Annotated in this window: 15 protein-coding genes, 2 pseudogenes and 1 riboswitch; of the genes and pseudogenes, 9 read left to right on the top strand and 8 right to left on the bottom strand. The window is 38.7% G+C overall.

Annotation, left to right across the window (positions count from 1 at the left end; genetic code table 11):
• The first annotated feature begins 57 nt into the window (after positions 1–57).
• Positions 58–1,380 carry a polyamine export protein PaeA gene (gene paeA, locus F952_RS02345; protein WP_004921589.1) on the top strand — a complete coding sequence of 441 codons (1,323 nt, stop codon included), beginning with the start codon at positions 58–60 and terminating at the stop codon, positions 1,378–1,380.
• A 233-nt stretch (positions 1,381–1,613) separates the two neighbouring features.
• On the opposite strand, the gene F952_RS02350 is transcribed toward paeA, so the two are convergent.
• The 5 genes and pseudogenes from F952_RS02350 to F952_RS02365 form a co-directional block, all read right to left on the bottom strand.
• Positions 1,614–1,937: a hypothetical protein gene (locus F952_RS02350; protein ID WP_004921594.1), complete on the bottom strand. Its 324-nt coding sequence runs from the start codon at positions 1,935–1,937 to the stop codon at positions 1,614–1,616.
• A 5-nt stretch (positions 1,938–1,942) separates the two neighbouring features.
• The gene (locus tag F952_RS02355) at positions 1,943–3,541 is read right to left on the bottom strand and encodes an RHS repeat-associated core domain-containing protein (protein ID WP_017385206.1); all 1,599 of its coding nucleotides are present in this window, start codon (positions 3,539–3,541) and stop codon (positions 1,943–1,945) included.
• A 58-nt stretch (positions 3,542–3,599) separates the two neighbouring features.
• Positions 3,600–3,727 (bottom strand): annotated as a pseudogene (locus F952_RS16630) (urea carboxylase); the annotation flags it as partial.
• A gap of 12 nt (positions 3,728–3,739) precedes the next feature.
• Positions 3,740–4,447, bottom strand: a pseudogene (locus F952_RS16845) (urea amidolyase associated protein UAAP1).
• Positions 4,448–4,506: 59 nt separating this feature from the next.
• Positions 4,507–4,608: riboswitch (guanidine-I (ykkC/yxkD leader) on the bottom strand.
• 244 nt (positions 4,609–4,852) lie between these two features.
• On the bottom strand, positions 4,853–5,356 hold the full coding sequence (locus F952_RS02365) for a hypothetical protein (RefSeq protein WP_004921607.1): 504 nt from the start codon (positions 5,354–5,356) through the stop codon (positions 4,853–4,855).
• Between the two features lie 568 nt (positions 5,357–5,924).
• On the opposite strand from F952_RS02365, the gene F952_RS02370 reads away from it, so the two are divergent.
• Positions 5,925–7,265, top strand: a complete 1,341-nt coding sequence (locus F952_RS02370; protein WP_004921610.1) for a CitMHS family transporter — start codon at positions 5,925–5,927, stop codon at positions 7,263–7,265.
• A 61-nt stretch (positions 7,266–7,326) separates the two neighbouring features.
• Here F952_RS02370 and cysN read toward each other — a convergent pair whose 3' ends face one another.
• Both cysN and cysD read right to left on the bottom strand, forming a co-directional pair.
• A complete protein-coding gene (gene cysN, locus F952_RS02375; protein WP_004921614.1) occupies positions 7,327–8,940 on the bottom strand; it encodes a sulfate adenylyltransferase subunit CysN in 1,614 nt (537 codons plus the stop codon).
• Positions 8,941–8,992: 52 nt separating this feature from the next.
• Positions 8,993–9,901, bottom strand: a complete 909-nt coding sequence (gene cysD, locus F952_RS02380) for a sulfate adenylyltransferase subunit CysD (RefSeq protein WP_004921618.1) — start codon at positions 9,899–9,901, stop codon at positions 8,993–8,995.
• Between the two features lie 340 nt (positions 9,902–10,241).
• On the opposite strand from cysD, the gene F952_RS02385 reads away from it, so the two are divergent.
• Together F952_RS02385 and F952_RS02390 are read left to right on the top strand one after the other, a co-directional pair.
• Complete coding sequence (locus tag F952_RS02385; protein WP_004921625.1) at positions 10,242–11,639, top strand: cobyric acid synthase; 1,398 nt, start codon at positions 10,242–10,244, stop codon at positions 11,637–11,639.
• Between the two features lie 178 nt (positions 11,640–11,817).
• A complete protein-coding gene (locus F952_RS02390; RefSeq protein WP_004921627.1) occupies positions 11,818–12,504 on the top strand; it encodes a superoxide dismutase in 687 nt (228 codons plus the stop codon).
• A 55-nt stretch (positions 12,505–12,559) separates the two neighbouring features.
• Here the strand turns inward: F952_RS02390 and lysS are convergent, their stop codons facing one another.
• On the bottom strand, positions 12,560–14,089 hold the full coding sequence (gene lysS / locus F952_RS02395) for a lysine--tRNA ligase (protein ID WP_004921630.1): 1,530 nt from the start codon (positions 14,087–14,089) through the stop codon (positions 12,560–12,562).
• Between the two features lie 256 nt (positions 14,090–14,345).
• On the opposite strand from lysS, the gene F952_RS02400 reads away from it, so the two are divergent.
• From F952_RS02400 to oxyR, 5 genes are all read left to right on the top strand, one after another.
• A complete protein-coding gene (locus F952_RS02400; protein ID WP_004921635.1) occupies positions 14,346–14,861 on the top strand; it encodes a YqiA/YcfP family alpha/beta fold hydrolase in 516 nt (171 codons plus the stop codon).
• A gap of 380 nt (positions 14,862–15,241) precedes the next feature.
• A complete protein-coding gene (gene rubA / locus F952_RS02405) occupies positions 15,242–15,406 on the top strand; it encodes a rubredoxin RubA (protein WP_004921639.1) in 165 nt (54 codons plus the stop codon).
• An 84-nt stretch (positions 15,407–15,490) separates the two neighbouring features.
• Positions 15,491–16,672, top strand: coding sequence for a rubredoxin reductase RubB (gene rubB, locus F952_RS02410; RefSeq protein WP_004921642.1), 1,182 nt, complete (start codon positions 15,491–15,493; stop codon positions 16,670–16,672).
• A gap of 55 nt (positions 16,673–16,727) precedes the next feature.
• The gene (gene estB / locus F952_RS02415; RefSeq protein WP_004921646.1) at positions 16,728–17,666 is read left to right on the top strand and encodes an esterase EstB; all 939 of its coding nucleotides are present in this window, start codon (positions 16,728–16,730) and stop codon (positions 17,664–17,666) included.
• Positions 17,667–17,679: 13 nt separating this feature from the next.
• Positions 17,680–18,585 carry a LysR family transcriptional regulator OxyR gene (gene oxyR / locus F952_RS02420; protein ID WP_004921647.1) on the top strand — a complete coding sequence of 302 codons (906 nt, stop codon included), beginning with the start codon at positions 17,680–17,682 and terminating at the stop codon, positions 18,583–18,585.
• Positions 18,586–18,612 lie beyond the last annotated feature (27 nt).

Genomic DNA, 18,612 nt, shown 5'->3' on the forward strand with positions numbered 1-18,612 from the left:
CTGCCTCCCCGCTTTCTATTTAAATTTTCGCACAATAACGAATATAACAGGTGAATTGTGAGCCTTTTTCAAAATGCTATCATCATTATATTATTGATCGTTGCGGCTGGTTTCTTATCGCTTACCGAAATTGCACTCGCTGGCGCAAGAAAAGTTAAACTCAAGATTCTGGCCGAATCTGGTGATGAACGCGCCCAGAAAGTTTTAGATTTACAAGCGCAGTCTGCCGACTTCTTTGCTGCATCACAAATCGGTTTAAATGCTGTGGCGATTTTAGGCGGTATTTTGGGTGAAGCTGCATTTCGACCTTTTTTTGTTGAATTGATTGATCGTTTCTACGATGGACCATGGACACAAAATATTGGCTTTATTTTGTCTTTTACTTTTGTGACGTCCTTATTCATTTTATTTGCAGATCTGATGCCAAAACGTTTGGCGATGATTGCACCTGAAAAAATTGCTGTTTCAGTCATAGATCCTATTCAAATTTTTATCAAAATCTGTAAACCACTTGCTTGGTTTATAAATGCGATTGCCAATCTTCTATTTCGCCTTTTTAAGGTGAATACCATACGTGATGATAATATCACCTTTGATGATATTTCTGCGGTGATGGAAGCAGGTGCACAAGCCGGCGTTCTGCAAAAACAAGAACATCATTTTATTGAAAATGTGTTTGAACTTGAAGAACGTACTGTTCCCTCGAGCATGACTACACGTGAAAATATCGTGTATTTTACGCTTGATGAATCAGATGAAAGTATTCGTCAAAAGCTTGCCGAGTATCCCTACTCGAAATTTTTGGTTTGTAATGAAACCATCGATCAAGTGATTGGTTATGTGGATGCCAAAGATATTCTGATCAGAATCTTAAATAGTCAATCGCTCATCCATTTGAAAGAAAATACTATTCGTACTGTTCTCACTCTTCCAGATGCTCTCACTTTATCTGAGGTTTTAGATCGCTTCCGCTCAACCAAAGAAAAATTTGCAGTTGTCATCAACGAATATGCTTTGGTGGTTGGCGTCATCACACTAAGTGACATCATGATCACAGTCATGGGCGACTGGGTCACTCCAATTGAAGAAGATCAACAAATTATCAAACGTGATAATAACTCTTGGTTGATTGATGGCAGTACGCCAATCGAAGATCTGAAACATGCCTTAGAAATTGACGATATGCCAGATGAAGAAAATTATGAAACTCTGGCTGGTTTTATGATGTATCAACTGCGTAAAATTCCAAGACCTGCGGATACGGTTGAGTTTTCAGGATTTAAATTTGAGGTGGTCGATGTTGATCACTATAAAATTGACCAGCTTTTGGTGACAAGAATTCTAGAAAAACTGGAAGATCAAAATATTATTGAAGACTAAACACATTTAGAAAATAAAGATGCTGTGTCGGGTTAAATTGTTTATTTTCTGCGTCTTAATTAAGCATTCTGTTTATTGATTTACGCTGAAAAAAGGAGGGTTCAGCGGATGTTTAAATCCCTACTAAAACATTATCTTGAGCTTGTTGCATATAAAAAGTCCTGAACTAATGAACAGGACTATGAAATTATTTTGTCTTTGAGCACTAACTCAACAGTTCCAAAATAGAATTATTAATCAGAATATTCATACTTCAATAATTTACCTGATTCATCCTTAAATATATTAAGAAATATAACTTGGCTATTATTTTTTGTCTGAATTCGGATTTTATAATGGTTATGGGCAGGTACACTAGGCGAACCAGAAAACCTACCTTTAGACACAACACTATAGCTTTCAACTTTTCCGTAATCCTTCTTTAACTCAGGATCTTCAGATATTATTTTTTGAATGTATTTTGTATCCTCATCACTCTTCATTGCTTTATCAAGTATTGGCTCAATTAATAGAGCAATCAATAAACCTACGACAGCAAAAATTATAAATTTTTTCATTATAATTACCAATTAGAATAATGACCGAATTCTGCAGAAACATTGCCGCCAACACTGCCACCAATGCGCCATGAAAACTTTTTTGAAGGATCGACAGTAACACCAGGTATTACTAATTCGGGTTTGGTAAATTGAAAATCACCACCTTTTTCTGATTGTACAAGTCCATTCCCTGTATATCCTGAAACTCCGAAAAGTGTAGCTTCAATTGGTCCAATTCCTGCTCCCATTTCAAGTTTTGAACTTGTTCTTGCGATAGCACCTGAACCACAATCCAGTGCATGTTTCGAAGGCTTGCCATTAGGGTCAAGACCAACCCCTGCACCAAGTCCGACACCAAGTTTACCAGTAACTTCTAATGTTCCATTATTATAACTAATTGAAGCACCACCACCTACACCATAATAACCTTCAATACTTAATGACCATAAACCATATGGGTCAATAAAATTCACAGGATTATTCCCTACATAAGTATAAGTATTTACTCCACCAGCTAATCCAATCGGGTCAGGTTGTGTATAACGACCTACAGTACCATCAAAATATCTATTCCAGTTATACCAAAGGCCAGATTCCACATCATAATATTGACCTGGTAAACCAATGTTAAATTGTCCAATACTGCTTTGAATCACATTGCTGTCATAACTGTTATTTTGAGATTTCCATACAACTGTCTTAGAGAGATTAGTTAAAACTTCAGGTCTTCCCAAATGATCATTATGTACAAAATTTAATGTATTGTTGCGGACCACACCAATTACCTGTCCATACAACCAAACATAAGCTGTACTGATATTTGTATCTGAAGTATTTGACTCACCTAATAATCTGCCATCGGGAGAGTAAATATAATTTACGTTACCAGCTCCACCAGTTTTTCTAGTTCGTAAATTAAATACATCATAGTCATAATTAGTACTGTTGCTTCCAGCCTTCACAGTTTTTAGGCGATTAAAGCCATCATAGCTGTAGTCTACAGTCCCGCCGTGACCAGTTTTTTTAATTAGATTTCCAAGCACATCATAGGTAAAGCTTTTTGCTTCTGTAATTGTCGTACTAGCTAACCTATTTCCAATATTAGTTTGATAATTTGTAGTTAGGTTTGTATTTCCTACCCGAGTACTTCGATTTGAATTTTTATCAAAAGTCCAACTTTCTATATATTGTGTAGAAGTTGATTTAGTAAGTTGTCCTATAGCATCATAAGTATAAGTAGCCGATCGATTTACTTCCAGACTATTATCAACATTGCTAATCAAGTTATTGATATTATAGCTATGACTTAGCTTTTGAATGGCCTCTGTATTAATTCCAGTAATTCTATAATCTTTATCAAAACTAGTTGTACGTGTTAAATCATTCCCGTAAGTCCAACTTTTAATACCGCCATAAGGTTCATAAGTGATACTTTTTACTACATCTTTATCAGCGCCTTGTATACGAACTTTAACAGTATTAATTCTACTCAAAGTGTCATAACCATAAGAAACTTTGTAGCTATCATTTGCAAAGTTTTCGCTAATTAAGCGTCCATAGTTATCAAATGCCCAGTTAGTTTGATAATTTGTACCTTTTATAACTCTGGTCTGAACAATCATTTGACCAGCTTTGTTATAACCATATCCTGATGAACTAGTTCCATCCGATGTTCCACACAACCGCCTGATTACCCTCTAAATCTACAATACGAAAATGCTGGCCTTTTTTACTTCTCCCATCCACGCTTCACCCGCTGGACACACTTCACTTAAAACCGTGTTGGATAATTTTACTAATGCGGTCATGTCATATCCTCTTTAAACTAAAACTGCGTAATAGCGAGCATTATTTTGAAAACCACGCTGATTTTGCGGACATGAATCACGGCAAACATCGTGTTCGGCCAGAGCGAATGCTTTAAATAGTTTGAGTTCTATATCAGCAGGCTGATAAGACTGACATGTATCCAACGCATGCGGACTGTTTGAAAGAAATACCAAGCAATCCATCTCGAAGCGTAACTCAATACTTTGCTGAGTATTGTCGTGCTGAACGTAAGACATTTCTCGCGCCAAATCGGGGACAATTTTAGAAAACAAATTTAGTGTTGCAGTTAAATCCTGTTGAGCCAGTCCATATTTGGTCATTTCAACCAATAAACTATCCAAACCATTTTGATACATCTCATTACATGCATCCTAAAAGGTCTGAAGACCATAATATTGTTCAATCTGTTCGGTGGTACTTGAGCCACAGAGCACATCATTCCAACCATGATCATCATGAACCATTGAAGCCATGACTCGCCCCATATCGGAATACAACACATAACCTTGTGATAGAAAAGCAGTGTGTTGTGCCTTCAAACTGTCTGGCATATTAAAGCGTTCTAGTTTTTCTGCTGCATTCACTAAATATAATGAAAGGTTAGCATGTGCACCCAGTGAAGTAATGTGTAGAACCGCACCTTTTGGTAGACGACCTAACCAATGATGTCCTCCAGGTAATCGTTCATCCCAGATCATTTTTTAGTCGTGATAATTGACTGTGTTCATAACAACTCCTGATCGGATTAATTCGACAAACCTCCTGGGCTTTTATCCCTCCGTGTAGTTCTTACGAACCGTAATCTCTCGGACCAGCCATCCTGTTAGTAAACAGCATCGGAACCCTAGATCACCTTATGTATGAATCAATACGAAGCAAAGCACATGCCAATTTAGTAATACTATTTAATAATAAATTTATAAGTTAAAACAATGCCTTAATCCAAATATATTAGATATATCATCGGGACTATTTATTTGGATTCATTAAAAAACTAAATATTTTGACTGCTCGATTTTTTATCAATGCATAAAAAATGCCTCGTGAAGAGGCATAAATATGGTGCATAAATTTCAGTAATTTCTACAGCTAAGTGCTACAAATTATTGCACAAGAAGTTGATCAAGCAATGCTTCATAATGCAATTGAATATCTTCAGCTAAGATTTTATAGGCATTATCAAACTGAACCATTGGCCAGCCTTCTTTCCAGAAAGGGAAAATATCATGCAAGTCTTTAGTGACAATCGCATCTTCACGAGTAATGGCTTGTGCAATTTGTGCTAATACCTGCGCTGTTTGCGCACCATCTACCGCAAGATAATCAATCCCGCGCGCTTTTAAAATACGAATACGATCTTTTTTATAACGAATTTTCTTAGCCTGTGTAGAATTCAATCCTAGTGCCAAAGTCACAGCTTCAACAAACTTTTCCTCAAAGTTTTTATTTAAAGCCACAAGTGCCTGTTTATGTGCTTCTTGTCGTCCAGCCTTGCCTCCGTTTCGAATAATCTCTTTGGCCTCGATATCAAGCTCGTCTTTCTTCATCGATTGTAAAATATCTAAAATTTCGATATCAGTTAAAGATTCATGAGATTGATCTACCATGGGAGTCCTTGAGAAAATTAAAAAGACTATTGTCGCATAAAAGTCCATTTAAAGCAGAAGAAAACTAAACGAAAAACATGAAGTTTATGTATCATTTTTTCTAATGGTTTTAGCTGGTTTCAAATGATAATTTTTATGATTTAACCTCAATATTTGAGATTGTTTTTGCAGCTTGTTTAGCTCATTAAAGATATTTTCTGATGATCACTTGAGACTCAGCTCATTACAAAGCTCTTTAATTTAACTATTTCCACTAATTCCTTAATGAGTTCATCATATTTTCAAAAATATACATGTTGCAACAAGCATATGAGATCAAGTCACTCGAAATAATCAATAAGTTTTTATAGATAGGTACAATGTTAAGGCATACTGATTTATAAAAACAAAAACGCACCATAAAAGTGCAAAAATAACTTTTAAAAATAAAGAGTTATCTTTCTATCAACTTTAGTATTAACGATAGATTATGCAATTGCATTTTTTAGCAAAATTAATGAATATACGCTTTGTTCGAGTTAGATGAACATTTTAATTAATAATAATTTTTGGGCTAAGGATTGCGTACATGCTTACTATTTTAGGTATCGGCATGATCATGTGTTTTATGTACTTGATCATGACTAAACGTCTGAGTGCAATGGTTGCACTTATTCTCATTCCTGTTCTCTTTGCTTTGATTGGCTGGGGTTTAGGTTTTCACTTTGACAGTTTAAGTCATATCGAAGTCACCAAGCTTGGTGAAACCATGCTCGATGGCATCAAAAAGCTTGCACCTACAGGTGTGATGTTACTTTTTGCCATTATGTATTTTGCATTGATGATTGATTCTGGTCTTTTCGATCCTTCCATTAAATGGATTTTAAAGAAAGTTAAAGGTGATCCGCTCAAAATTACATTAGGCACCGTATTTCTAACTCTCACTGTATCTCTCGATGGTGATGGCTCAACCACTTACATGATCTGTGTTGCTGCCATGATGCCACTTTATAAGCGAATAGGTATGAACCCACTGGTGATGACCTGTTTAATGCTTTTATCCAGTGGTGTAATGAATCTTACGCCTTGGGGCGGGCCGACTGCACGTGCAGCAAGTGCCTTACAAGTTGATGCGAGCCATGTCTTTATTCCAATGATCCCATCTATGGTGATTGCTGCTGCATGGTTATTTGTGTTGGCGTATATGTATGGTAAATACGAACGCAAGCGATTGGGCGTGATAGAAATGAATGACGTCAGTCATGCAGATAATCTGACTATTTCTAAAGACCCTGAAGCGCAAAGACCTCATTTACGCTGGTTCAATGGTATTTTAACGATTGTACTTATGGCAGCATTGGTTAAAGGAATTTTACCAATGGCGATTTTATTTATGCTGGGCTTTTGTATTGCACTGATCGTCAATTATCCAGACCTTCAAATGCAGAAAAAGCGAATTGCCATGCATGCCGATAGCGTACTGGCAGTTGTCGGTGTTATTTTTGCCGCAGGTGTATTTACTGGTATCCTGACGGGTACAGGAATGGTTGAAGCCATGTCAAAAGGTTTCGTTGCAATTATTCCTGCCAGTATGGGTCCATACATGGCTCCAATCACAGGTGTACTCAGTATGCCGCTGACCTTCTTTATGTCTAACGATGCCTTCTATTTTGGTGTACTTCCAATTTTGGCAGAAGCCGCAGCACAATATGGCATTGAACCTGTCGAAATTGCACGTGCTTCCATTGTTGGTCAACCCATTCACCTGCTTTCTCCTTTGGTGCCATCAACCTACTTACTTTGCGGTTTGGCAGCAGTTGAATTTGCAGATCACCAGAAATTTACCTTGAAATGGGCATTCATTACCTCTTGCATCTTGATGGGTAGTGCATTGGTATTTGGTGTATTCCCATTGGTAAGCATGATTTAAACTAAGCTTGAAGCTACAAAAAAACCTCCTAAATTTAGGAGGTTTTTTATGATAAAGATAATTATAGGCGAACCAATTCAACCACTTGATCAACCACATCTTCAACAGTTGTTGCATTTACATTGGTATCTGTAGCTTCTACTTGTGTCGTTATCACAACAACACCCGTTTCACGTAATAAACCAATCTGCTCAAGTGTCAAACCAGCTTTGGCAATTGCTACAACACCTTGTTGAATCAACAAGCTCTCAAGCACTTGTGACTGCTCAAGAATATTTGCAGACACACCAATCACGGCAGGTTTTTGACCTAAACGCGCAGCACGATCTTCGGCGGTTACAGGATTGCTGTGAGCAGTCCATTCAACTGCCGCCTCAACCATACCAGCACCCACGGTGACGTTGCTTAAGCGGTCAATAAAGATAAATGAACCTGTATAACGTGAGTCCTGATAACGATCAAACACCACTGGCGCATCAAACTCAACTGTTACATCTGCAATGGCATTCAGTTCAAGCTCTTCAACTTGTGTATGCTCAAGCGTGTTGACATTGACACGATAGTTAATCTCAGTCACTTTAGCAGGAACTGTTTGTGTGCCGATTTTGACGTTATATAGCTTGCCTTTTACTAAAGGATGTTCGTTCATCCATACCACAGAAGCACGAACACTTCGTGAAATGAGTGGCTGCTCACCTGCACGAACTAAAACATTACCACGCGAAACATCAATCTCATCATTGAGTGTTAATGTGACAGCTTGCCCCGCAAATGCTTGCTCAAGATTGCCATCAAAAGTCACAATCTCTTTAACACTGGATTTTTTACCTGATGGTAATGCAATAATCTCATCACCAACATGAATCTCACCAAGCGCAATTGTTCCAGCAAAACCACGGAAATCCAGATTTGGACGGTTTACATACTGAACAGGGAAACGGAACTCGTGTTTATTCGATTCACGTTTAATTTCCACAGATTCCAAAATGCTCATCAAGGTTTGACCCTTGTACCACGGCGTACTTTCCGATGGATTAACGACATTGTCACCATTCAATGCCGAAATTGGAACGAATAAGATATTCTCTGGACGACGATCACCTAACTGGTTGACAAACGCATCATATTCAACCTGAATTTCATTGAAACGTGGTTCTGAAAACTCGATCAAGTCCATTTTGTTAATCGCGACCACGATATTACGAATACCCAATAAGCTCGCAATAAAGGTATGACGACGCGTTTGGGTTTGTACGCCATAACGTGCATCAATCAGGATAATCGCAAGATCGGCCGTTGATGCACCTGTTGCCATATTGCGGGTATACTGCTCATGCCCTGGTGTATCAGCAATGATGAATTTACGCTTTTCGGTAGAAAAGTAACGATACGCCACATCAATGGTAATACCCTGTTCACGTTCAGCTTGCAAGCCATCGACCAACAATGCCAAATCAGGTGCATCACCTGTCGTCCCAACTTTTTTACTATCACGCGTTACGGCTTGTAATTGATCTTCATAGATCAATTTTGAATCATATAACAAACGTCCAATCAGCGTACTTTTACCATCATCAACGTTACCGCAAGTCAAAAAACGTAATAGGTCTTTTTCTTCATGCTGTTTTAAATATGCCAAGATGTCTTGGCTAATAAGATCTGACTGGTGAGACATGCTCAAACTCCACAAATTCTGAAATCGTTTCCCAAGCGTTTATAAAAACTGCTTAGAAATAACCTTCCTGCTTTTTCTTTTCCATTGAGCCCGCTTCATCATGGTCAATCATACGACCTTGACGTTCTGAACTTGTGGCCAAAAGCATTTCCTGAATAATCTCAGGCAAAGTATCTGCCTCAGATTCCACAGCACCTGTTAATGGATAACAGCCAAGCGTACGGAAACGTACCGATTTCATTTGCGGAACTTCGCCTTCTTTTAAGCGCATGCGTTCATCATCGACCATGATCAGCGTACCACTACGCTCAACCACAGGACGTACCGCAGAGAAATACAACGGTACGATTTGAATATTTTCAAGGTAAATATATTGCCAGATATCCAGCTCAGTCCAGTTCGACAATGGGAATACACGAATGCTTTCGCCTTTGTTCACTTTACCGTTATAAAGACTCCACAGTTCTGGACGTTGATTTTTAGGATCCCAGCGGTGTTTGGTATCACGGAAAGAGTAAACACGCTCTTTGGCCCGTGATTTTTCTTCATCACGACGTGCCCCACCAAACGCAGCATCAAACTGATATTTATCCAACGCTTGCTTTAAGCCTTGAGTTTTCATGATGTCGGTATATTTTGAACTACCATGATCAAATGGGTTAATGCCTGCTTCACGGCCTTCTTTGTTTTGATGCACAATCAAGTCAAAACCATGGGTTTTTGCCATGTTGTCACGAAAGGCAATCATGTCTTTAAATTTCCAGCCTGTATCAACATGCAACAGTGGAAATGGAAGTTTGGCAGGATAAAAAGCTTTGAGTGCAAGATGCAGCATTACCGCAGAGTCTTTACCAATCGAGTAAAGCATCACTGGGTTTTCAAATTCGGCAGCAACTTCACGAATAATATGAATACTCTCAGCTTCAAGCTGCTTGAGATGGGTTAATCTATCTTCAGTCATGAGCATCTCCTTTCCAGTCCGTTTTAATCATTAAGCCGCTTAGTAGTTTTTCACCACTAATTGCGCCACCATATGGAGGAACGAGTGCCATAACAACTCCAAATTAGAAATATCGACATAGCGTACCAGATTGGCCTTATGCTAGATCTGGGATTAGATATTCATTATAGTGATGTAAACAGCCTTTACTTTGCATGTTTTTTCATATTGATATCTAAATTAATCATATAAAAACATGCAAGATATACTCTATCAAATCACTACGCTGATTTTTTAAATAGCATATTATGCCGTAGCCAACTTACACTGCCTACCCGATTTTATTGATAAGCATATCAGTATGAGACATATTTCGATTTTTGGAACCTCCAGCGATGCTGGAAAATCGACTCTCACTTTTGTGATTGCAAAAATTTTACAGCGCGCTGGTATTCGAGTTGCGCCGTTTAAAGCACAAAATGTCTCCAATAATGCACGTGTCTGTGACGATGGCAGTGAAATTGCAATCGCCCAATCCTTTCAGGCTGAAGTCTTAGCAATTCCAACGTCTTATCACCTCAATCCTATATTGCTTAAATCTGGCATAAACGGCCAAGCCTCTGTCATCGTAGAAGGTCAGGTTATTTCTCAACAAGATGTATTGGAATATTATCGTGATCTGGACACACTTAAACCCGCAGTACAACGTTGCTTTGAAACTCTGGCAAAAATGTATGATTGCATTGTGGCAGAAGGTGCAGGTAGTCCAGTTGAACTCAACTTGATGGATAAAGACCTATCCAATATTTTTATTGCCAAACATTATCAAACCAAAATTATTTTAGTTGCTGATATTGAAAAAGGCGGCGTGTTTGCCTCGGTGTGGGGAACTTACAATTTACTGCCCGCAGATTTACGTAGCAATGTGATTGGTGTCATCATCAATAAATTTCGTGGTGATCTATCTTTATTTGATGAAGGCATCAGAATTATAGAACAAGCGTTTAAAATTCCTGTACTCGGCGTTTTACCTTATATGCCGTTCAATCTGGGCTTTGAGGACAATGCCAGTCTACAAAACTTTGTACAACAGCCCCGTCAGAAAAAACTCAAGATTGGCGTGATTGCCTATCCGTATATGAGTAACTATAACGACTTTGAACCTCTCATTGCAGATGATGAAGTCTTACTGGAATTTATTAACTCTCCTATTTCACTGGAGCATTTTGATGGGGTGATTCTGCCCGGTTCAAAGCTGGTGATTGAAGATTTACACTGGTTAAAAACAAATGGATTGTTTGAACAGCTTCAACAACGTCGCAAGCCCATTTTTGCAATTTGCGGGGGCTATGAAATGTTATTTGAACAACTTCATGATCCAGAAAGAATCGAAAATTTAGAGCCGACCACAGCGACAGGCCTTGGTTTGATCGATGATGAGATTTACTTTGCAAAGAATAAAATCTTAAACAAAGCAGAATACCCAATTTTTGGCCTCAACATTGCTGGCTTTGAAATGCATCACGGTATAAGCCAGAAGTATCCACTGTATTTCCAAAAAGACAATATTCAAGGCACTTTTATTCATCAAGTCTTTGATCATAATGCGTTTAGAACACAATATTTACGTGCGATTTGTGCACAGTATCAGGGCTTTGATTTTCAGTTATACAAAACTGAGCAGATCAATAATTTTATTGAAGCATGTCGAAAGCGGCTGAATGTAAAGCTGATTCTTGAGGCAATTCAGGATCAATAATGCTTGGAAAGCAATATTGTCATCATTGGTTTAAATCCAAAGAATCTCGATGAAAGCCTTAAAGCTTAACCAGACATTAATGCTTTATTATATAAATGTAACCAATAATCATTCTCTCTCACAAACCAGCTAATATGATAAAGAAGTAAAAATTCTTAATACTCAGGGATAATAGTTAATGACACGTTCACTTAAAACAACACTGATTTTACTTGCTAGCTCAGTGATCAGCATGTCAGCACTGGCGGAGTTTAAACAAGCACCTTTACCGTATGCGACGAATGCATTACAACCTGCAATCGATCAACAAACCATGGAAATCCACTATGGCAAACATCATAAGGCTTATGTAGATAACCTAAATGCACAAATTAAAACTTATCCAGAACTTGATAAAACCGATTTAATTCAACTTCAAAAGCAAATCTCTAAATACAACACAGCAGTACGTAATAATGGTGGGGGCCACTTTAACCATACTTTCTTCTGGGAAAGCTTGGCGGCAACCAACAAAACAGGTCAGCCTAGTCCTGCCCTCGTAAAACAAATTACTCAAGATTTTGGTTCTCTCGATGCATTCAAACAAAAATTTAATGAAGCCGCATCTGGACGTTTTGGATCGGGCTGGGCATGGTTGATTGTTACTCCAAATGGCAAACTGGCTGTAACATCTACTCCAAATCAAGACAATCCTTTAATGGATCTGAGTGAAACCAAAGGCACACCTTTACTGGGGCTTGATGTTTGGGAACATGCCTATTACCTGAAATATCAAAACCGTCGCGCCGATTACATCAAAGCATTTTGGAGCGTAGTAAACTGGAATAAAGTTAATGAGCGTTACAACGAAGCCATTAAAAAATAATTTTCAGCAAAAAAAAGAGCTTCTGAATTAGAAGCTCTTTTTATATCTTTTTTATTTATACATCTTTACGACGCATATGCGGAAATAACAGTACATCACGAATACTTGGTGCATTGGCAAAAATCATAACCAGACGATCAATCCCGATACCCTGACCCGCTGTTGGCGGTAAACCGTATTCAAGTGCTTCAATAAAGTCTGCATCATAATGCATGGCTTCATCATCACCTGCATCTTTTTCGGCAACTTGAGCCTGAAAACGTTCTGCCTGATCAATCGGATCATTCAGCTCCGAGAAACCATTTGCAAGTTCACGACCACCAATAAAGAATTCGAAACGGTCTGTGATGTGAGGATTATCATCATTACGACGTGCCAGCGGTGAGGTTTCTGCTGGATATTCGGTAATAAATGTAGGCTGACGCAATTTAGTTTCAACGGTTTCTTCAAACACAATCGTTTGTAACTTGCCTAAACCAAAACCAGGTTTAACTTGCTCTTTAAGCACGTCTTGAGTGAATTTGGCTAAAAACTCACGATCATTGACATTTTCAGGGGTGAAATCTGGGTTATGTTCCAAAATCGCATCAAACATCGAGATTTTTTTGAATGGCCCTTTAAAGCTATACACTTCATCGCCATAAGGAACATCGGTTGTTCCCAAAATATCTAATGCAAGTTTTTCAAGCATATTTTCAGTCAGTTGCATTAAATCTTTATAATCTGCATATGCCTGATAAAACTCAATCATGGTAAATTCAGGATTATGACGTGTTGAAACCCCTTCATTACGGAAGTTACGGTTGATTTCAAAGACACGCTCAAAACCACCCACAACCAAACGCTTAAGATAAAGTTCTGGTGCAATACGTAAATACAGCTCCATATCCAAAGCATTATGATGTGTCACAAATGGTTGTGCAGATGCACCACCTGGAATCACATGCATCATTGGCGTTTCAACTTCCATAAAACGTTGATTGGTCAAAAATGCACGAATACCAGCAACAACTTGAGCACGAATCTCAAACGTTTTACGTGTTTCTTCGTTCACGATCAAATCAAGATAACGCTTGCGATATTTCGCCTCTGTATCAGTCAGACCATGAAACTTATCTGGTAGTGGACGCAAAGACTTGGTTAATAACTCAAAACCTTCAAGGTGAACATATAGATCACCTTTACCCGAACGCCCAATATAACCTTCCGCAGCAATAATATCGCCAAGGTCAAGACTCTTAATGGTTTCTAAAGTATCTGCTGGTAGGCCTTTACGGTCAACGTAGAGCTGGATACGACCCGTCATATCCTGGATCACCATAAATGATCCACGATTGAGCATGACACGACCAGCAACTTTTACATAGGTTTTGTCTGAACCTTCAATCTGTGCCTTATCAATATCTTTAAACTGCTCTTGCAGGTCAGCAGCATAATGCTCACGTTTAAAGGTATTCGGCCAAACGCTTTTGCCAGTTTCTTTGGCTTTGTCTTGAATTTGTTTTAATTTGGCATGACGCTGTGCAATTAAATCGTTTTCGGAAAGAATAGGTTCGGAAGTCGATTGAACGTTTGGTTGCGCCATCTCTGCCTCGGTCAATTAAAAAATGAAGTCGTATAGCTTAACAGAACTCACTACAATTGCGTATGTCTTCTTGCCAGTTCATCATTAAAAAAGTTATTTTCCCTTACAATTTAAATGAAATATCGCCTAACACTTAGACCAAATGCTAAGTTAATTTTTACTTTTGCCTCATTAGAATAATCTTAATTCATCATGTCATTCATGATACTTATTTCGTTAAATAACATTTAAATTATTGTGAGTTTGCATCAATATAATGATTAAACATCCTTTAAAAATACTTTTTATGCATGGTCTGGATTCATCTCGGGAATCCACAAAGTTTCATGCGATTGAAAGTACAAACAAGTTTTGTATTACGATCGATTATCGAAATTTAAGCTACAACACTGTTGCAGATTTTTATCAAAATACGATTGAAACGATTCAACCAGATTTACTGATTGGTCATAATCTAGGAGGCTATTGGGCACTCAAACTATCGTCGCAGTATCATCTGGCTGCTATAGTGGCCAATCCGAGTCTTGCTCCTTTATTTCGAGATGATTATCCATCACTCACATCTAAAGAGCTAGATACAGATAGTCCCAAGATTGCCTACATTGAATTGGGAGATGAATCACTCAATATGTATGATATTCAAAATGTGCTTGAAGACTATATGATTGTCGATAGCATCGAAGGTGGACATCACCGTCTTGAAAATCCATCCAAGCTCAATATTTTAATTGATCATATTCAAAGTGAATATTTTAGCCATACGATACGATAAATGCATGTTTAGAATTTAAATTAAAAATTAATGTTATTTTTCAAACAGGTTTATTTGATCAAAAATTACACAAAAACATCACCAGCTTGAATACTATAAAATAATATCAAAATCACGACTGCCTTAATTCTTATAGATCAAAACAATTTTATAGAAAATATAGAGTGACACAATTAACCTTGCTTTTGGTTAAAACAGCCATTTCACTTTTTATGTGACAGATTAAACTCTTTTATTCGCTTTACTTAGATGTCGAACTGCGCAAAAATCGAAGCCAAATATGAGCACTGATGATGTTTATATTCAGAGTCGTTATTACATTATATGGAATTGTTTTACTGAAAGGCAGCTGAAGCGAACTTATCAGGTTGGAGAATCAAATGAAAAAGTATCAATGTATCGTTTGTGGTTGGATTTATGATGAAGCCGAAGGCTGGCCACAAGACGGCATTGCACCAGGGACAAAATGGGAAGATATTCCTGATGACTGGACTTGCCCTGACTGCGGCGTTTCAAAAGTTGATTTTGAAATGATCGAAGTTTAATCGGTATTTCAAAAGACCATGTCCATGAAACATGGTCTTTTTAATTTAATCTTAGTTTTTATTACCTTACTACGGAGAATAATAATGCACCCAATCGTCATTATCGGATCAGGAATGGCAGGTTATACCCTTGCTCGTGAATTTCGCAAGCTTAATCCTGAACATGAACTTGTCATGATTTGTGCTGACGATGCAGTGAATTATGCAAAACCAACCTTATCTAATGCGCTTTCTGGCAACAAAGCACCAGAACAGATTCCATTAGGTGATGCAGAAAAAATGAGTACCCAGCTCAAGCTGCAAATTTTGTCAGAAACTTGGGTAAAAGCCATTAATCCAGAAACTCATGAATTAAAATTAGAAAAAAATGGTCAGGAAACGATTCAGCCCTATTCCAAACTGGTTCTGGCTGTAGGCGCCAATCCAACCCGTTTAGCCATTGCCGGTGATGGTAGTGATGATATTCATGTGGTGAACTCTCTTATCGATTATCGCGCCTTTCGTGAAAATCTTGCAAAACGTCAAGATAAGCGTGTTGTCATTCTAGGTGCAGGTCTTATTGGTTGTGAATTTGCCAATGATTTACAGCATACTGGGCATCAGGTGACAGTCATCGACTTGTCTCCTCGCCCACTGGGTCGTCTATTACCTGCGCATATTGCAGATGCTTTTCAGAAAAATCTGGAAGAAAGCGGTATTCACTTTGTACTTTCAACCACAGTAGAAAAAGTATCTAAAATTAACGATGGTCAAGATTATGCTGTCACACTGGCAAATGGTCAGACGCTAGTGGCCGACATTGTTTTATCTGCAATCGGATTACAACCAAACATTGATCTGGCAAAACACGCAGGCGTGCATACCAGTCGAGGTATTTTGACTAATAGCCTCCTAGAAACCAACCTTGAAGACATCTATGCAATAGGCGACTGTGCTGAAGTTAATGGAACCTTGCTCCCCTACGTGATGCCGATCATGCAGCAGGCCCGCGCCCTCGCGAAAACCTTGAGTGGTGAAACAACACATGTTCACTATCCTGCCATGCCAGTTGCTGTAAAAACGCCTGCAGCCCCGCTCACCGTACTTCCTGTACCTGTGGATGTAGATGTAAACTGGGAAACAGAAGAATTTGAAGATGGTATGCTTGCCAAAGCTATCGACAATACCGATACACTCAGAGGTTTTGTACTATTAGGTGCTACGGCGGGTAAACAGCGCCTGACACTCACCAAACTGGTTCCAGACTTGATTCCCGCACAGCTTTAAGGTTTAAATAGCAAGGACATTCATCTGAGTGTCCTTTTTAGGAACGGATCATAAAATGAATAGCGCTTTGCAATTTAGCTCTTCACCTTATACTTCATTTATGCATGAAACTAAGGTAAAGCTAAGCAACGGATTAGAGCTACACGTCGAAGTGGGCGGAAATCCCGATCATCCCACTATTCTTCTGATTATGGGTTTGGGTGCCCAAATGTTATTCTGGCCTGATTTTTTCTGTAAATCATTAATTGATCAGGGCTTTTATGTGATCCGATTTGACAATCGTGACATTGGATTGTCATCCAAAATTCGCCACAAAGGCAAACGCTTAAATACCTTAAAGCTGATGAGCCGTTTTACGCTGGGATTGGGCAATCAGGGTGCACCTTACACACTTTATGATATGGCAGAAGACGTTTCGCTTTTACTTGAAGCGATGCGGATTAAAAAAGTCAATGTGATTGGTGCTTCAATGGGTGGCATGATTGCGCAGATTATTGCAGCAAAATATCCAGAGAAAGTTGAAAAACTGGCATTGATGTTTACCAGTAATAATCAGCCGCTCCTTCCGCCACCTTTCCCTAAACAACTGTTTAGTTTGATTGGAAAACCCAAATCAAGCGATGAAGATGGTATCATTAACCACAGTCTAAAATTATTTGAGATCATTGGTTCACCAGGTTATGTGAATCAGGTCGAAGCAATACAGACTGCACGTAAACTGTATCAACGAAGTTATCACCCTGCGGGTGTACTTCAACAGTTTTTAGCAATATTATGTACGGGGTCCTTACTACAACTGGACAAACAGATTTCTCAACCAACATTGGTGATCCATGGTTCGAGAGACCGTTTACTTCCTCCAAGTCATGGTAAGGCAGTTGCGAAAGCAATTAAAGGTGCTAAGTTTGAATTAATTCAGGGAATGGGACATGATATTCCACCACATTTTATTCCCCAACTTAGTTATCTCTTTGCTCATCACTTTAGATCATAAGCACTAGGACATTATGGCTGCATTACCCTCCTTAAGACAGCTGTCATATTTAGTTACGCTGTCGGAAACATTGCACTTTACAGAAGCAGCACGCCGTTCATTTGTCACTCAATCGACATTGTCTGGCGGTATCATGGAATTGGAACGTTTGCTTGGCGGCGTACTGGTCGAACGCGATCGTCAAAATGTACGCTTAACGCCTCTTGGGGAACAAGTGGTAGCTCGCGCCCGTGTCCTACTGGCAGATGCGCAAGATTTAATGCGGCTCAGTCGGGAAATGAGTGAACCACTGACAGGTGATCTTCATTTAGGCATTATTCCAACGATTGCACCTTTCATCCTGACCCAGTTGCTTGATGAAGTACACAAACAACTTCCCAAGATCCAGCTACATTTGCACGAAGCACAAAGCGAAAAAATCGTTGAGCGCCTAGAGCATGGTAATTTGGATATGGTCGTATTGGCTTTGCCTTTCGATACACGTGGTTTGAAAGTTGCCGACATTGCCAAAGAGAATTTGTATCTGGTCTGCAATAAGCATGACAAACATTCGGTAAATGCACACTCTTTAGATGATCTGGATTTGTCTCGTCTGATGTTGCTCGAAGAAGGCCACTGCTTACGAGATCATGCTTTAAGTGCTTGTCCTATCGGTGAACGCAAAAATGACAATCGTTTAAAAGCCAGCTCTTTGCCCACACTGGTCGAAATGGTATCATCAAATCTCGGTTTTACGCTATTGCCAGAAATTGCAATCAATACACATATGCTCAAATTCAATGATGATTTACTGGTTAAAGAAATTGAGAATGCACCAAGCCGTACACTTGCCCTGATTACCAGAAAGAGTACCCCGCTGCAAAGTGAATTTGATGTGATTTTAGATATCTTAAAACGAATTACAGCAACTTTGCATTAAGTCTACATTGATTAAATTTTATGTTCA

Origin of the sequence: Acinetobacter baylyi DSM 14961 = CIP 107474 (assembly GCF_000368685.1) — a bacterium.
In the GTDB taxonomy this organism is placed as follows: Bacteria; Pseudomonadota; Gammaproteobacteria; order Pseudomonadales; family Moraxellaceae; genus Acinetobacter; species Acinetobacter baylyi.

Bases quoted from the DNA above. Each gene is read 5' to 3' on its own strand.
- lysS (WP_004921630.1), bottom strand. From the start codon at position 14,089: ATGGCGCAACCAAACGTTCAATCGACTTCCGAACCTATTCTTTCCGAA.
- oxyR (WP_004921647.1), top strand. From the start codon at position 17,680: ATGGCTGCATTACCCTCCTTAAGACAGCTGTCATATTTAGTTACGCTG.
- estB (WP_004921646.1), top strand. From the start codon at position 16,728: ATGAATAGCGCTTTGCAATTTAGCTCTTCACCTTATACTTCATTTATG.
- F952_RS02385 (WP_004921625.1), top strand. From the start codon at position 10,242: ATGAGACATATTTCGATTTTTGGAACCTCCAGCGATGCTGGAAAATCG.
- F952_RS02370 (WP_004921610.1), top strand. From the start codon at position 5,925: ATGCTTACTATTTTAGGTATCGGCATGATCATGTGTTTTATGTACTTG.
- rubB (WP_004921642.1), top strand. From the start codon at position 15,491: ATGCACCCAATCGTCATTATCGGATCAGGAATGGCAGGTTATACCCTT.
- rubA (WP_004921639.1), top strand. From the start codon at position 15,242: ATGAAAAAGTATCAATGTATCGTTTGTGGTTGGATTTATGATGAAGCC.
- F952_RS02390 (WP_004921627.1), top strand. From the start codon at position 11,818: ATGACACGTTCACTTAAAACAACACTGATTTTACTTGCTAGCTCAGTG.
- cysN (WP_004921614.1), bottom strand. From the start codon at position 8,940: ATGTCTCACCAGTCAGATCTTATTAGCCAAGACATCTTGGCATATTTA.
- F952_RS02350 (WP_004921594.1), bottom strand. From the start codon at position 1,937: ATGAAAAAATTTATAATTTTTGCTGTCGTAGGTTTATTGATTGCTCTA.
- cysD (WP_004921618.1), bottom strand. From the start codon at position 9,901: ATGACTGAAGATAGATTAACCCATCTCAAGCAGCTTGAAGCTGAGAGT.
- F952_RS02355 (WP_017385206.1), bottom strand. From the start codon at position 3,541: ATGATTGTTCAGACCAGAGTTATAAAAGGTACAAATTATCAAACTAAC.
- F952_RS02400 (WP_004921635.1), top strand. From the start codon at position 14,346: ATGATTAAACATCCTTTAAAAATACTTTTTATGCATGGTCTGGATTCA.
- F952_RS02365 (WP_004921607.1), bottom strand. From the start codon at position 5,356: ATGGTAGATCAATCTCATGAATCTTTAACTGATATCGAAATTTTAGAT.